This is a genomic window from Paramaledivibacter caminithermalis DSM 15212 (assembly GCF_900142245.1).
Taxonomy (GTDB): domain Bacteria; phylum Bacillota; class Clostridia; order Peptostreptococcales; family Caminicellaceae; genus Paramaledivibacter; species Paramaledivibacter caminithermalis.
In genome coordinates this window covers 110,108-125,704 of sequence record NZ_FRAG01000004.1, presented here as the reverse complement: position 1 = coordinate 125,704, position 15,597 = coordinate 110,108, and the positions used below count along the sequence as shown (strand labels likewise).

Sequence of the window (15,597 nt, the reverse complement as noted above, 5' to 3'; positions counted from 1 at the left end):
ACACCTCCTTTTGAGGTCAATAGTTTGAGGTCATTCCTTTTAAGTGGCTAATTGTTAATTCTAACTATTTTTCCTGATTTTTGTATTTTATAGCCTCCAAGCTCCATTAGCTTTTCAGCAAAATCATCTGACTTTAAAATATCTATAAACTTTTTTACTTTTTCGTCCTCTAAAAACTCAGAAGGAATAGCAAAGTCATATTCTTCTTCTCCTATAGGTATAAAATCGAGTCCCATAGCTTGAGCAGAAGATAGTATACCTAATCCAACGTCTGCAGTTTCCGATAATACTGCTGAAGCAACGGTCATATGGGTTGTCATCTCCCTATCATATCCCCGTATATCACTACTATCAATGTTCAATTCTTTCAGCTTATAATCTAAGAGGATTCTTGTACCAGAACCCTTCTGTCTATTTACAAAAACTACATCTTCCCTTGTTAAGTCTTTAATTGTAGTAATATTTTTAGGATTATTCTTTTTGACCATCAGTCCTTGTACTCTTTTTACTCCTTTTATTAGGGAAACCTCTTTATTTTTTAAGTATTTTTTAATATACTCTATATTATATGTTCCAGTTCCTTCATCCAATAGATGTATAGGGGCAATATGAGCTTCACCTCTTCTAATCGCCATAATTCCTCCTAAACTACCTACATGTGCTGAGGATAGATTTATATCAGTATATCTCTCATGTATCATATTTGCAATAATATCCATTATTAAATCATGACTTCCTATAGAAACTATAGTATTATTTATACTTTCTATATCCTTTATAAGTTCAATCTCAATAACCTCTCCAGCTTCAATTCCTTCAACGTTTTTAGGAATTTTAGCTATACCATCGGCCTTTACAAGTGACATTGTAACACCAGCTCCCCTGTTAAGAGGGGTAGCTATTAGTTTTCCTGCCACCTTTCCTAATTTCATCCTAACATATTCTAAGTGCTTCAACGAAGACATTATTCTTTTTGATAAAACTCCTTCAACCCTAATTGGTACTGTTTCTTTTATAGCTTGGTATTCATACATTAGGGGCTTAACAAAGGCCTCAAATACTATATATGCTGAAACGGGATACCCTGGAATTCCAATGATTGGCTTCCCTTTTATATTACCAAGTATTGCAGGCTTTCCTGGTTTTATAGCAACTCCATGGACAATTAATTTTCCGATTTCGTTAATAATCTTAGAAGTATAATCTTCACTTCCAGCCGATGAGCCAGCATTAACTATTACTATATCATTTTCATCAATCGCCTGTAATATCTTGTCTCGAATTAAATTATAGTCATCTGAAACAGGTTTATATCTTAAGGGTATTCCTCCATAGTTTTTTACCATAGCTTCAAACATTCTTGAATTTGAATCAATAATCTTTCCAGGAGCTATCTCATCCTCTGGTTCAATTATCTCAGTACCAGTTGGTATTATTCCAACCTTAGGTCTTCTTACAACTTCTATTTCTAAGATACCTCCACTAAGCATAGCACCTATATCAACAGGAGTTACTTTGTGATAAGAAGGTATAATCATTTCACTTGCCACGATGTCTTCACCTGTAGGTCTTACATGCTGCCAAGGAGAAGCTGCCTTTATTATTTCTACAGTTTCATCATCTATTGGTATAACATCCTCAATCATAATCACTGCATCATAGGGGTCTTTTATAACGTCTCCCGTATCAATATACATAAAATCTTCATTTATCTTAAGTCTCTTAGGACTTCTTTCATCTGCTCCATATGTTTTTTTAGAAATTACAGCTATTCCATCCATTGCCGATGCATTGAAAAATGGTGATGAAATTTTGGCAAATACAGGCTTAGCAGTAATTCTATCTAATGAATCATATACACTAACTATTTCCGTTCTTTTAAATTTCAGCGATTCTTTTATCTCGTTAAAAAATAATTTTTTAGCTTCATTTAGCTCAACATTGGAAAGGTAGATATTCCTTTCAAATTTTTCCATTTGAAACACCCCCATAATCACCAATATGTCTAACAACGTATTGGCAATTCTAAGTAAAAAGTTCTAAGATTTGTATTATACTTTTAGTATATAGAAAAGAATCATATTGGTATTACCCTCACTTTTTCTCCCTTTACTACTCCTTCTTTGTCAGCTTCTATTTTTATATATCCCTTTGCCTTAGACATAAGTGTTATCATTCCTGATTTTCCATAAACGGGTTTTGCTAACCATTCACTCCCGTCTTTTTCAAGGGTAACCATTTGATAGGTTTCTCTTCCTTGTGCTGAATGTATATGAGAAGTAAAAAATGCTTCTAAAAAAGGTTCTATTTCTGCGTCTATATTTTGAATATATTTAATGAAGTATTCTACAAAGATTTTAAATACTATCATTGCTGACACAGGTTGGCCTGGAAGACCAAAAACTGCTTTATTTTTTACCTTTGCAAGGATAGTTGGCTTACCTGGTTTTATAGCTATTCCATGCACAAATACTCCTGGCTCACCAATTGTATTTATTACTTTTCCTGTAATATCCTTTGTTCCAACTGAACTGCCACCAGATATAATTACAATATCGTTATCATTTATACACTCCTCAAGGGTATTTTTTAATATTTGAAATTCATCCTTTATAACAATCTTTTTAGTTACAATACAACCTGCCTCTTTAGCCATTGCAGATAATGTATAAGTATTAATGTCTCTAATTTGTCCTAATTTAGGATTTTGACTAGAATCTACAATTTCATCACCAGTGGATATAATTGCAATAGTTGGTAATTTAAAAACCGACACCTTATCCACACCAACGGAAGATAATACTCCTATATCCTGTGGTCTAAGCCTTAATCCTTTAGTTAGTACCTTTTGATTCTTCTTGATATCATCTCCAATATCAATCATATTTTCCTTTGTTGAGACTGGCTTATTGATAGCAATATTTTCTTCATCGAGCTTTTCTGTATATTCCACCATTACAACAGAATCGGCTCCATCAGGTATCATTCCACCAGTTGGAACATATGCCGTCTTATCATGATGTATAACTATTTCGGCTTCCTTCCCCATATGAACCTCTCCAATCACCTGTAAAAAAGCAGGAAGACTCTCACTTGCTCCATATGTATCCTTTGAAATAACTGCATATCCATCAACAGTTGATCTTCTAAAATGAGGAACATTTACACTCGAAAATATATCCGTAGCTAAAATTCTACCTACAGCCTTGGATATATCAATCATCTCAACCTCTAATTCATATCCTTTAAAATACTCTTTTAATTTACTTTTAGCTTTTTCTACACTATGAACATTAAACATTTTCATAAATTATGACACCTCTTATTAGTTTTAGCTATAAAAACTACATTGCATTATATATAAACAGACAAGAATCTCTTCATTTCATTACATTTAGGATTTGATATTACTTGATTAGTTTTGCCGTATTCCACTATTTCTCCTTCTCTTATAAAAATTATTTCATCACATAATCGTTTAGCTTGACCAATATTATGGGTAATGATTATGATTGTAGTATTTTTTTCCCTATTTCTCTTTATGATTTTCTTCTCAATCAATTCTAAGGAATTAGGGTCAATATTAGCTGTAGGTTCATCTAATAGTAAAAGTTCTGGCTCAAATATTAATGCTCTAGCCAAAGCAACTTTTTGAGCTTCACCTCCTGATAAATTAGTAGCAGGCTGATGTCTCAAATCAAAGATATTAAACTCCTTTACTATTTCAATGACTTTCTTTTTTAATGTTTCTTTTTTATATTTTCTAAGCTTTAGTGGATAAGCAATATTATTAAATACTGATGTTCTTAAAAGATAAGGTTTTTGATTTAAATATGTTAGATTCTTAATTATTTCTCCATTAAGATGTTTTTTATTGTAAAGAATGGTACCCTTTTTTGCTTCTTCTAAACCTGCAATTATTCTAAGCATTGTACTCTTTCCTGCCCCATTGGGACCAATTATCCCATATATTTTACCTTTTTCCAATGACAAACTTTTTATATTTAATACTTGTCTTTGGTTATAAGTCTTTATCAAACTCTGTATTTCAATATTCATATTTAATCTCCTGTTACATATTTATATAGTATAGAATTAGTGATGAAAGATATAATTAATAGAACCAGTCCCATTGCAATTGAAGTCGAATAATTTCCCATACTGTGATTCATAGCTATGAATGAGGTCATAACCCTTGTATGTCCCTTTATATTTCCTCCTACTATCATTACTGCACCAACTTCTGATATTGCCCTGCCAAAACCAGTAACGACTGCAATTAAAATATTTATTCTCATTTCCTTGATTAGTAGTATCAAGGTATCCCATCGATTACCTCCAAGGGTTTTGCAGATTTGTTTTATCTGATGTCCCTGTTCTTTAGAATTATTGAAAATAATTCCAGTAATTATAGGTGTAACCAATAAAGTTTGTGCAATAATCATAGCAGCAGGTGTAAATAATAGTCTTAGATGTCCCAGAGGTCCTCTCCTAGATATAATAATTGCAACTACTAAACCTACTACTACTGGTGGTAGACTCATAAATGTGTATAAAAGCCTTGCGACAATCCTTTTAAACCTAAATTTTTTTAGACCTATAAGAAAACCCAAAGGAATACCAATAAATGAAGAAATAAGTGTAGAAGTTAGAGATATAAAAATTGATAAAAATATTATTGAATATACTTCTTTATCAAAGAATATGAGAAGTTTAAATGCCTTAATAATTCCGTCAAAAATATATCCCATACTCTACACCTCCTTTTAGCTATTTAGCATTTGGCGTAAATAGTGGTTGTCCGAATTTTTCTTTGCCAAATTCACCAATAAGCCTTTGAGTTTTTTCTGATAAAATCCAGTCTACAAAAGCTTTAGCACCTGATTTGTTAATTTTATCATTTTTATCTGGATTTACAGGAATTACTCCATATTGATTAAATAATTTTGAATCTCCCTCAACAACAACCTCTAATTCGATTTTGTCCTTCATTGAAAGATATGTTGCTCTATCGGACATGGTATATCCAAGAAGCTCATTAGTCATTTGAATAACGTCACCCATACCTTTTCCTGCTGAAATATACCAATCACCATTAGGCTCTATACCTGCTTCTTCCCAAAATTTCTTTTCTTTCTTATGGGTTCCTGAGTCATCTCCCCTAGAAACAAATTTACTATGTCCTTGACTTAAAATTTTAAATGCTTGCATTACATTACTTTTAGCTTTTTCTTTTAGTTTAGCAGGGTCATCTTTAGGTCCAATGATAACAAAGTCGTTATACATAACATCAAATCTCTCTGTACCATGTCCTTCCTTAACAAACTTCTCTTCACTACTCTTAGCATGAACCAGTAAAACATCTGCCTCTCCATCTCTTCCCATTTGAAGAGCCTTTCCTGTTCCTACTGCCACAACCTTAACATCTATACCAGTTTCTTCTTTAAATTTAGGAAGAATATAATCCAAAAGACCACTATTTTCTGTACTTGTTGTAGTTGCTAATATTATACTGCCTTTATTACCAATGACATTTGTCTGATTAGTAGTAGCTTTGCTACATCCTGTAAAGCTTGTAATGGTTAAAGTTAGAATTAAAAGCATAATAAATATTTTGTTTCTTGTTCTCATAATCCCCCCAGTTTTGTAGTTTTTTTTCCAAGTTTTAAGTTCCAAGTTTTAGGGTCTTCCTAATTGGTCTAAAAAAGAAATACTTAAACACAACATTTTTCTGGTAATAGTTTGCATTTGCTTAAACTGCTTGAATTCACTTTATTTTATACATGCAATTTTTTGCAAAAAATGTTTGAGTTCTTTAGCAAAAATAAAAACACTCCTAAGAAAGGAATGCTTTAAACCATTACCTTTTTCCTTTCCAAACACGGGAGGCATAAAGATTTCTCTTTATACCCATTGGTCTATACTTCATAGTTTAGTCCTTAGAAACATAGACTCGGAAAAACAGTGCCGAAATATTCTAAATTTACTTTACATTATTATAACATATAATGTACAGGCTTTACAATATTGATTATTTTTCTCAAATTACAAAATGTTACATACTCTTCTAGGACATTTAATTGAAATATCGTTGATTATCATTAATCTATTGTATATCCTTAGAATTAGTGTTAAGATTTTGATATAAATATATAGAAATGATGTTTTGAAAATTATTTATTCAATATCTAATATAGCAAAATTTAAAGGGAAGGTGACCAAAATGTTTAAAGTTGGAATAATCACTGCTAGTGATAAGGGTTCAAGGGGAGAACGTGAAGATAAAAGTGGTGAACTAATAAAAGAAATTATGACCGCTAATGGTTATGAAGTAATAGAATGGAAGATACTTCCCGATGAAAGGGAGAAAATCTCTAAAGAGCTTATAAATATGTGCGATAACCAAAAGCTTGACTTAATCCTTACAACTGGTGGGACTGGATTTTCTCCAAGGGATTGGACTCCTGAAGCTACTTTAGATGTAATTGATAGGCAGGTTCCTGGAATTCCAGAGGCTATGAGATATTATAGTCTGCAAATCACACCAAAAGCAATGCTTAGTAGAAGTGTAACAGGAATAAGGGGAGAAACATTGATCATAAATCTACCTGGAAGTCCCAAAGCAGTAAAAGAGAATCTTGAATACGTCTTGCCTGCTCTTAAACATGGGCTTGAAATACTTAAAGGAATAGCTGGTGAATGTGCTAAAGGGTAAAGACATCTGGCGATGCGTTTTAGTTGCAAGTTACATGTTCCAAGTTTTAGGGTCTTATTAATTAGTCCAAAAAAAAGAATGTTTTTATTCAATATTTTACAAAAATATTCGAGTTCCTTGACTAAGATAATGACTTATGTGACAAATATATTTGTCACATAAGTCATTATAATTTAATATAACAATGCTTTTATCTCTGGAAATGGCTCTAAAGCCCTTTCCAAAACTCCAGTTACATATCCTATTAATACGCCGTAGTTAACTATGGACATACCATTATCTTTAGCTTGCTGAATTCTAAATTCCATTTCCTTTGGATTTAGCATACACCCACCACAGTGAATAATCAAATTATATTTTTTCATTTCTTCTGGCTGTGGATATGCTGTTCCAGAGGTCCACTCAAATTCTAAATTTCCACCTACCATATTTTCAAGCCACCTAGGTATCTTGTCCTTTCCTATGTCGCCTTCTTGTCTATGGTGGGTACAACCTTCACATATAAGCACCTTATCTCCTGGTGTAAGCTCCTTAATTCTACTTACACCTTCTACTAAGGTTCTTAAATCTCCCTTATACCTTGCAAATAATATTGAAAAAGATGTCAAAGTAATATCCTTGGGCGTATCTTCATCAACTTTTGCAAAAGCTTGGGAGTCCGTTACCACTAGTCTAGGCTTTTTTCCTAAGCTTTTAAGAGTTTTCTTAAGTTCCGTTTCTCTAGTTACTACTGCAATTCCTCCATGGTCAATAATATCTCTCAATGTTTGCTGCTGGGGAAGTATGAGTCTTCCCTTTGGGGCTGCCTTATCTATAGGAGTAACAAGCACAACTATGTCATGTGGTTTAATTAAATCACCAATTATAACCTTTTCATGTTTCTTTAAGTTTGCTTCCTTTATTATTGTTTCTTTAAGTTTATCAATACCTTCCTTTGTTTCTGCACTCACCTTTACAAAAGGAATATTAAACTCCTTACTCCATTCATTTAAAACTTTATCTTTTACATTTTTAATGTCAATCTTATTAACTACACCTACTAGAGGAATTTTCTTTTCCTTTATTCTTGATATTATTTCATTATCATAATCTGTTATGCCTGTTTCACCATTTACTAAAACTATAGCAAGCTCAGTCTTATTTAGCACCTGATATGTCTTCTTAATTCTTAATTCTCCTAATTCCCCTTCATCATCAAGTCCCGCAGTATCAATTATAACTACTGGTCCTATAGGTAATATCTCCATTGCTTTATAAACAGGGTCAGTTGTTGTTCCTGCTATGTTTGAAACTAATGCAATATCTTGGTTAGTTATTGCATTAATAAGGCTTGATTTTCCAGCATTTCTTTTACCAAATATCGCTATATGAAGTCTGTTACTCCTTGGAGTATCCTGCATCTACATTTCCTCCCTTCCAACTTTAAGGTATGGAGGCATTTTTCTTTTTGCCTCCTCTACAGCTTTAAATGCTGATTTTAAGTCTACCATGTTTTTGTCACTATATATTTGATAGCTATATCTATATTTTGGAGGTGTATTTATAAGCATTATTGTGTTTGCTCCAGCCTTTAACGCCTTTGTTTGACCATCTGGATCTAAGGATGCCAAGGCGGTAGTTGCTGGTATAAATACTCTTTTACATACAATTCTTGTAACAGCCACTGCCTTTAGGGTCATATCTATACTTCCCTGTGGATAGCTTTCTAAGGGGGTTCCTTTAGCTGGTACAAAGGGTCCAATACCGATCATATTTATTCCCATATCCTTAAAAAACATGATGTCTCTTGCAATATCTTCTATTGTTTGTCCAGGAAGCCCAATAATATTGCCAGATCCATTTAGATATCCTAGTTCACGGAGCCATGTGGAACATTTTACTCTATGGTCAAAATCGTCGTCTGGATGGATAAACTCAAATAACTTTCTATTGGTTGTTTCAATTTTTAAAAGAAAATTATTGGCTCCTAATTCTCTGTATAGTTCATATTCTTCCCTAGGTCTTTCCCCTATACTAAGGGTGATATTCATTTTAGTTTCCTTCTTTATTCTTTGTATAATAGATGATATTTTTTCTGGAGTCCACCATAAATCCTCACCTGACTGCAAAATTACGGTTTTAAGTCCAATATCATAAAGATAGTAAACAATCTCCATTATCTCATTCTCACTCATCCTGTATCTACTAAGATTATCTAAACTTTTTCTAATTCCGCAATATAAACAGTCCTTGCGGCAATAATTTGAAAACTCGATTGCACCCCTTATATCTACAACATCACCTACAACTTCCTTTCTCATTCTATCCGCTGTATGGAAAAGAGCCTCTTTTTCAGCTTTTCTCTCAGTTTTTAATAGCATCACAATATCTTCAAGGGCTAATTCTTCTCCTTCTTCTATCTTTTTAAGAACAGTCATAAACTCTGGAGATACAACTGAATCCATTAATTTTTCTACTAAACCCAATAGCTTCCTTGGCTTATCGGGATATATTCCTTCTATAATAATATTATTATCTCTTAATAGCTTCTCCGATTTCTCTTTATCTTCCCTATTTACTTTTATGGCAGTAGCACATACAGTACCATATTCTGAAGGAGCAGGTACAAGTGATGTGCTTATACCTTTATCCTTCAATAATTTATCTCCTCTGAGCATATGACTGGTAGAACCTGCCATGATGAGGTAATATTTTATTTCAACATTCATCATGTTTAACCTCCAGTATCTTTTGTGTCATTCTTTGTGGTCTAAGTTGAGATTAATACTGAGGACTAAGGTTAATTCTCTTATGTTCTTTTATATATGACCTTAACTTCTTAATCTTAATCTCAATCTCAATCTTAAAAGTACAAATCCCTTTCTCCTTTTTCTAAGCGTTCAAGTCTCTTAATTGTTTCTTCCTTTATTTTCTTGTCAACTATTTTATTTAATTCTTTTTCTAAAAGCTTTTCTCCCTCTTCTTTAGTTTTTCCTGAAGCATAGTCTAACAAATATTCTTTAAAGGTTAAGATTGCATTAGGATGGCAAAATTCATGGATGTGGGCGTCCTTAGCTAATTCCATAAATGCTTCACCTGTCCTCTTAGCACGATAACATGCAGTACAAAAGCTTGGAAGATGACCTTGTCTAACTACTATCTGAAGCATATGATCTACACTTCTCTCATCACTGGTTTCAAATTGAGTTGCTTCTCTATTATCTTCTTCATATCCACCAGGATTAGTTTTGGAACCTGCCGATATTTGAGATACTCCAAGTTCAAGTAATTCATCTCTAAATTTAGCACTTTCTCTAGTAGATAGAATAATACCCGTATAAGGTACAGCTAATCTATAAACTGCAACTATTTTCCTTAAATCTTTTTCTGACACAGGATATGGTACTTCTTTCAATGCTGAATTATGGGCAGGTCTTAATCGAGGTATTGAAATAGTATGGGGTCCCACATTATATTTATTATCCAAATAATCGGAATGTATAAGTGTTGCTAATACATCAAATTTATAATCGTAAAGACCTAAAAGTACACCTATTCCTAAATCATCTATCCCAGCTTCAAAGGCTCTATTTAATGCAGTTAATCTCCAATCATAATTTGACTTTGAACCCATTGGATGCATTTTTTTATATGTTTCTCTGTGGTAAGTCTCTTGAAATATTTGATAAGTTCCTATTCCTACATCCTTTAATTTTTTAAAGTCTTCAACAATCATTGGAGCAGCATTTACGTTTATTCTTCTAATATCTGTATTATCATATATTGCCTTAACCGAGTTTACTATATGATTTATATCCGTTTTTCTTTCATCTTCTCCACATACTAAAAGAATTCTTTTATGTCCCTGATTTTCAATTGCCTTAGCTTCATTAATCACTTCTTTAATACTTAAGGTTTTTCTATGAAGCCCCTTGTTTTCAGCTCTAAATCCACAATATAAACAATTATTGGTACATTCATTACTTGTATAAAGAGGTGCAAAAACTACAATTCTATTACCATAAATCTTTTCTTTTATTTCTTTCGCTGCATGAAACATACTGTTCAATAATCCATCTTCTTCAACCTGTAGAAGGATTGCAGCTTCCTCAAATGTTAAACCCAAACAATCCTTTGATTTTTCAATAATATTTTCTATTTTATCCTTTGAAACATTCTTAGACTTTTCTAATAATTCATTAATGAAATTTTCGTTAATTATTTGACGAGTATCCATCTACACATACCTCCTATTATCTTTGTGGTCACTCTTATTAGTCAAGATTAAGATTTAGACTGAGATTAAGTTCAGAAAAATATTACAAAAATATAAAAGAATTGACCCTAGATTCTTAATCTTAGTCTTGATCTTAATCTCGACCTCATAAATTCACTAAAAAGTCATTACTTCTTCGTCAATGCACTCTTAACAGTTACACCATCTAGTTTTCCTAGTTTTCCAGTCATAGCTCCGATTTTATCTGTTGTGCCGTCAATTATTATTGATATAACCTTTACATTTTTTTCTTTATAGGGAACTCCCATTCTACCCACAATTAATTCAGAATAATTTGAAAGAATCGAGTTCACTTTTTGTACACTATCAACATTCTCCACTATAATGGCTACTACGCCAATCCTCTTTTCCATGCTATTCACCACCTTTATACTGAAAGTTAAGAAGTATATATGTAAGGATACTCTTTTAAAAGAAAATAATTTGTAGCAATATTTTAATGGTAATATTTTTTGTTTTTCCTTTTATCATTTTGTTTTACTCTGTTTCAGTCATGCAATTTATTGCAAAAATGCTTAATCCTCTATACAACTAAAAAAACTTTCCAAAGGATAAGAAAATGCTAGCCTTTGGAAAGTTTTTTATAACAAGATATACTTACCTCCCAATTTTCTTACCTATTGCTCAGAATATCCTTACAATCAGTTTTCAAATTGATTATGAAATTTTATTTTATACTTCCTTCTAATGAATAGAATCCATTAGTCAGAATCTTGAAGGTGATAAGAATCATTCTTTTATATTTATACCCCAATTAAATAATCTGTAACTATTTTATTTAAAGCGTAGACATTTTTGCCTACGCTTTATTTTTTCTTTATTTTTCACATCCACATGCTGCTGCTTCTTCTAAAGAGCAGTTACAACAATTGTCTTCAGTTGGATATATATCTCTCTTATGATAATGAGTGTGTAGAAGTTCATGGGCTTTATGACTATTTGGCTTTCCTAAAAACTCATCATAGATTTTCTTAATCATTGGATTCTTATGGGATTTTCTTTCTTCCATTATTTCGTCTTCTTCATATAAAGCCTTAGCTCTTTCTACCCTTACATCTACATCCATCAATGTCTTAGCGTCAACCTGTGGCTGACCTCCACCAGTTACGCAGCCACCGCTACATCCCATAATTTCGATGAAATGATAGTCTTTTTCGCCTGCTTTTACCATGTCTAATACCTTAGCGGCATTGGCAGTTCCATGGGCAACAGCTATTCTTATCTTATTTCCAGCTATTTCTAGTTCAGCTTCCTTAATGCCTTCTTCAACACCTCTAACTGCATTGTACTCTATATTTTCTAAGTCTTCTCCAGTTAACACGTCTGCAACCGTTCTAAGTGCCGCTTCCATAACTCCGCCAGTAGCACCGAAGATAACACCTGCACCAGTATATTTACCAAATATTTCATCAAATTTTTCATCTGGTAATTCTAAGAACTTAATTCTAGCTTGCTTTATCATCTTACCTAATTCTCTAGTTGTAAGAACAGCATCTACATCTCTTAATCCATTAACATTCATTTCTTCTCTTGCTGACTCTGTTTTTTTAGAAGTACATGGCATTATTGAAACTACAAATATTTTTTTAGGATCAATATTATTCATTTCTGCATAATATGATTTTAATACCGCACCCATCATTTGATGTGGTGATTTACAAGTTGATAGGTTATCTAAAAACTCTGGATAGTAAAATTCACAATATCTAATCCAACCTGGTGAACATGAAGTTATCATAGGAAGCTTTCCACCATTTTGAATTCTATCTAATAATTCATGACCTTCTTCCATGATTGTAAGATCGGCAGCAAAGTTTGTATCAAAAACTTTATCAAAACCAAGCCTTCTAAGTGCTGCTACCATTTTACCAGTTACTCTAGTTCCTATCGGTAATCCAAATACTTCTCCTAGGGCTGCTCTAACTGCTGGTGCAGTTTGAACTATAACATGGGTATCTGGATCCTCTATGGCATCCCATACTCTTTCCATATCTGTCTTTTCTCTTAATGCTGCAACTGGACATGCCACTATACATTGTCCACAGTATATACATGGTGCATCAGCCATACTCTTACCAAAGGCTGGTGCAACTTCAGTATTAAATCCTCTATTTGTAAAGTCTAGTATTCCAATTTCCTGAACCTTTTTACATACATTAACACATCTTCCACAAAGAATACATTTGCTAGAATCTCTCACTATTGAATGAGATAAATCATCTACAGTCCCAACTCTCTTTTCTCCTTGGAATGATACTTCCTCTATACCTAATTCTTCAGACAATCTTTGAAGCTCACAATTTCCATTTCTAAAGCATGTTAAACATTCTCTGTTATGGTTTGCTAATATTAATTCTACAGTAGTTTTAACAGTTTCTCTAACATTTTTAGTATTTGTCCTTACAACCATTCCATCTCTAACAGGAAGAACACATGACGCCTGTAAAGATTTTGCTCCCTCTACTTCTACTAAACATACTCTACATGCACCTACTTCATTAATATCCTTTAAAAAACAAAGTGTAGGAATATCTATTCCAGCTTCCTTAGCAGCTTCTAGTACTGTATAATTACTTGGTACTTGGATCTGCATACCATTTATGGTTAAAGTCACTTTTTCCATTTTTCACCTCTCCTTATCCAATAGATTTACCGATACTATTTCTTTATAATAGCGTTGAACGGACATTTTTCCATACAAGCTCCACACTTAATACATTTATCCTGATCTATTGCATGGACTTTCTTAACTTCTCCACTTATACATCCCACTGGGCATGCTTTAGCACATAATGTACATCCCTTACATGCATCTGTAATTATATATTGTAGTAATGATTTACATGCTCCTGCTGGACATCTCTTTTCATATATATGAGCTTCATATTCGTCCCTAAAATACTGTAATGTTGAAAGTACAGGGTTTGGCGCTGTTTGTCCAAGTCCACATAATGAAGCTGACTTGATTGTGTGAGCAAGGTTTTCTAATTTTTCGATATCTCCTGGCTCCCCTCTACCATCTGTAATCTTCTCAAGAATTTCTAACATTCTCTTTGTACCTTCCCTACATGGAGTACATTTGCCACAGGATTCATCTACTGTAAAATCTAAGAAAAATCTGGCAATATCTACCATACAATTGTCTTCGTCCATTACAATCATACCGCCTGAACCCATCATTGATCCAAGGGCTATAAGGTTATCATAATCAATAGGTGTATCTAAATGATCAGCAGTTATACATCCACCAGATGGTCCACCTGTTTGTACCGCCTTGAACTTCTTACCGTTTGGTATTCCACCACCTATTTCATATATTACTTCTCTTAGTGTTGTTCCCATTGGAATTTCCACTAATCCTGTATTATTTATCTTTCCACCAAGGGCAAATACCTTTGTTCCCTTTGATTTTTCAGTTCCGATTGATGCAAACCACTCTGCTCCATTCAATATGATTTGTGGTATATTGGCATAGGTCTCAACATTGTTAAGTAATGTTGGCTTGCCCCAAAGCCCCTTTACTGCTGGGAATGGTGGTCTTGGTCTTGGCATACCACGTTTTCCTTCAATTGATTGTAAAAGAGCGGTCTCTTCTCCACACACAAAAGCACCTGCTCCTAGTCTTACTTCTAGGTCAAAGTTAAAGCCTGTTCCAAATATGTCTTTTCCGAGTAATCCATATTCCTTTGCTTGATTAATAGCTATTTCAAGTCTTTTTACTGCTATAGGATATTCAGCTCTAACATATATATATCCTTGATCTGCTCCTATTGCATATCCCGCTATTGCCATGGCTTCTATTACTGCATGGGGGTCACCTTCAAGCACACTTCTATCCATAAATGCACCTGGATCACCTTCGTCAGCATTACATGCTACATATTTTTGGTCATCCTTTGAACCGTATGCAAATTTCCACTTAAGTCCTGTAGGGAATCCTCCACCCCCACGACCTCTTAATCCTGATGCTTCAACTTCTTTTATTACATCTTCTGGAGTCATTTCTGTTAATACTTTACCTAATGCTCTATATCCATCCATTGCAATATATTCATCTATATTTTCAGGATTTATAACTCCACAGTTTCTTAGGGCTACCCTTCTTTGCTTCTTGTAAAATTCTACTTCATTTAAAGATTTTATTGTATCTTCTTCAACTGCTTCTTTATATAATAAGTCCTTAACTATTCTTCCCTTTAATAAATGCTCCTCTGTAATTCTTTCTACATCTTCTAATTTTATATGACTATAAAATGCTCCTTCTGGGTATACTATAACTATGGGTCCTGCTTCACAAAGTCCAAAACACCCTGTTTTTACTATTTTCACTTCCTTTGTAAGGTCATGTTTTTCTAATTCTTTTTTAAATTTTTCTTCTATGTCATTAGATCCTGATGATGTACATCCTGTTCCTCCACAGATCAGTACGTGTGATCTATATAATTCCATTTTTTTACCTCCCTTTAGTCTTATTCATCCATTCATAGGGTTAAAATGCTAAGATTGAATGTCAGCTATAAACCTTAAGCAAAACTCCTGCCTTTTCTTTACCCTAACCTGACTTAATAATTCAACTCATTAGATATCCTTAACCTAGCTTTAAAAA

General features: G+C 33.2%; 12 protein-coding genes and 1 riboswitch. Of the genes, 1 reads left to right on the top strand and 11 read right to left on the bottom strand.

Annotated elements, in window-relative coordinates; translation table 11 throughout:
* Positions 1-47: 47 nt before the first annotated feature.
* From BUB36_RS02780 to BUB36_RS02760, 5 genes are all read right to left on the bottom strand, one after another.
* Positions 48-1,976, bottom strand: a complete 1,929-nt coding sequence (locus tag BUB36_RS02780) for a molybdopterin biosynthesis protein (protein ID WP_073146863.1) — start codon at positions 1,974-1,976, stop codon at positions 48-50.
* Between the two features lie 101 nt (positions 1,977-2,077).
* Positions 2,078-3,307, bottom strand: coding sequence for a molybdopterin molybdotransferase MoeA (locus tag BUB36_RS02775; protein ID WP_073146862.1), 1,230 nt, complete (start codon positions 3,305-3,307; stop codon positions 2,078-2,080).
* A gap of 47 nt (positions 3,308-3,354) precedes the next feature.
* Positions 3,355-4,059: an ATP-binding cassette domain-containing protein gene (locus BUB36_RS02770; protein WP_073146861.1), complete on the bottom strand. Its 705-nt coding sequence runs from the start codon at positions 4,057-4,059 to the stop codon at positions 3,355-3,357.
* Positions 4,060-4,061: 2 nt separating this feature from the next.
* Positions 4,062-4,751, bottom strand: coding sequence for an ABC transporter permease (locus tag BUB36_RS02765; protein ID WP_073146860.1), 690 nt, complete (start codon positions 4,749-4,751; stop codon positions 4,062-4,064).
* Between the two features lie 19 nt (positions 4,752-4,770).
* A complete protein-coding gene (locus BUB36_RS02760) occupies positions 4,771-5,631 on the bottom strand; it encodes a substrate-binding domain-containing protein (RefSeq protein ID WP_073146888.1) in 861 nt (286 codons plus the stop codon).
* A 221-nt stretch (positions 5,632-5,852) separates the two neighbouring features.
* A riboswitch (molybdenum cofactor riboswitch) is annotated at positions 5,853-5,971 on the bottom strand.
* A 252-nt stretch (positions 5,972-6,223) separates the two neighbouring features.
* Between BUB36_RS02760 and mog the strand changes: the two genes are divergently transcribed.
* Complete coding sequence (gene mog, locus BUB36_RS02755) at positions 6,224-6,715, top strand: molybdopterin adenylyltransferase (protein WP_073146859.1); 492 nt, start codon at positions 6,224-6,226, stop codon at positions 6,713-6,715.
* A 173-nt stretch (positions 6,716-6,888) separates the two neighbouring features.
* On the opposite strand, the gene hydF is transcribed toward mog, so the two are convergent.
* The 6 genes from hydF to nuoF all read right to left on the bottom strand — a co-directional run bounded on the left by hydF (position 6,889) and on the right by nuoF (position 15,440).
* A complete protein-coding gene (hydF, locus tag BUB36_RS02750; protein WP_073146858.1) occupies positions 6,889-8,115 on the bottom strand; it encodes a [FeFe] hydrogenase H-cluster maturation GTPase HydF in 1,227 nt (408 codons plus the stop codon).
* Positions 8,116-9,426, bottom strand: a complete 1,311-nt coding sequence (gene hydE, locus BUB36_RS02745) for a [FeFe] hydrogenase H-cluster radical SAM maturase HydE (RefSeq protein ID WP_242655704.1) — start codon at positions 9,424-9,426, stop codon at positions 8,116-8,118.
* 131 nt (positions 9,427-9,557) lie between these two features.
* On the bottom strand, positions 9,558-10,931 hold the full coding sequence (hydG, locus tag BUB36_RS02740; protein WP_073146857.1) for a [FeFe] hydrogenase H-cluster radical SAM maturase HydG: 1,374 nt from the start codon (positions 10,929-10,931) through the stop codon (positions 9,558-9,560).
* A gap of 167 nt (positions 10,932-11,098) precedes the next feature.
* A complete protein-coding gene (locus tag BUB36_RS02735; protein WP_073146856.1) occupies positions 11,099-11,344 on the bottom strand; it encodes a TM1266 family iron-only hydrogenase system putative regulator in 246 nt (81 codons plus the stop codon).
* Between the two features lie 464 nt (positions 11,345-11,808).
* Positions 11,809-13,614 carry an NADH-dependent [FeFe] hydrogenase, group A6 gene (locus BUB36_RS02730; RefSeq protein ID WP_073146855.1) on the bottom strand — a complete coding sequence of 602 codons (1,806 nt, stop codon included), beginning with the start codon at positions 13,612-13,614 and terminating at the stop codon, positions 11,809-11,811.
* Positions 13,615-13,649: 35 nt separating this feature from the next.
* Positions 13,650-15,440 (bottom strand): NADH-quinone oxidoreductase subunit NuoF, encoded by a 1,791-nt coding sequence (nuoF, locus tag BUB36_RS02725; RefSeq protein ID WP_073146854.1) that lies wholly within the window; start codon positions 15,438-15,440, stop codon positions 13,650-13,652.
* Positions 15,441-15,597 lie beyond the last annotated feature (157 nt).

Bases quoted from the DNA above. Each gene is read 5' to 3' on its own strand.
- BUB36_RS02780 (WP_073146863.1), bottom strand. From the start codon at position 1,976: ATGGAAAAATTTGAAAGGAATATCTACCTTTCCAATGTTGAGCTAAAT.
- BUB36_RS02775 (WP_073146862.1), bottom strand. From the start codon at position 3,307: ATGAAAATGTTTAATGTTCATAGTGTAGAAAAAGCTAAAAGTAAATTA.
- BUB36_RS02770 (WP_073146861.1), bottom strand. From the start codon at position 4,059: ATGAATATTGAAATACAGAGTTTGATAAAGACTTATAACCAAAGACAA.
- BUB36_RS02765 (WP_073146860.1), bottom strand. From the start codon at position 4,751: ATGGGATATATTTTTGACGGAATTATTAAGGCATTTAAACTTCTCATA.
- BUB36_RS02760 (WP_073146888.1), bottom strand. From the start codon at position 5,631: ATGAGAACAAGAAACAAAATATTTATTATGCTTTTAATTCTAACTTTA.
- mog (WP_073146859.1), top strand. From the start codon at position 6,224: ATGTTTAAAGTTGGAATAATCACTGCTAGTGATAAGGGTTCAAGGGGA.
- hydF (WP_073146858.1), bottom strand. From the start codon at position 8,115: ATGCAGGATACTCCAAGGAGTAACAGACTTCATATAGCGATATTTGGT.
- hydE (WP_242655704.1), bottom strand. From the start codon at position 9,426: ATGATGAATGTTGAAATAAAATATTACCTCATCATGGCAGGTTCTACC.
- hydG (WP_073146857.1), bottom strand. From the start codon at position 10,931: ATGGATACTCGTCAAATAATTAACGAAAATTTCATTAATGAATTATTA.
- BUB36_RS02735 (WP_073146856.1), bottom strand. From the start codon at position 11,344: ATGGAAAAGAGGATTGGCGTAGTAGCCATTATAGTGGAGAATGTTGAT.
- BUB36_RS02730 (WP_073146855.1), bottom strand. From the start codon at position 13,614: ATGGAAAAAGTGACTTTAACCATAAATGGTATGCAGATCCAAGTACCA.
- nuoF (WP_073146854.1), bottom strand. From the start codon at position 15,440: ATGGAATTATATAGATCACACGTACTGATCTGTGGAGGAACAGGATGT.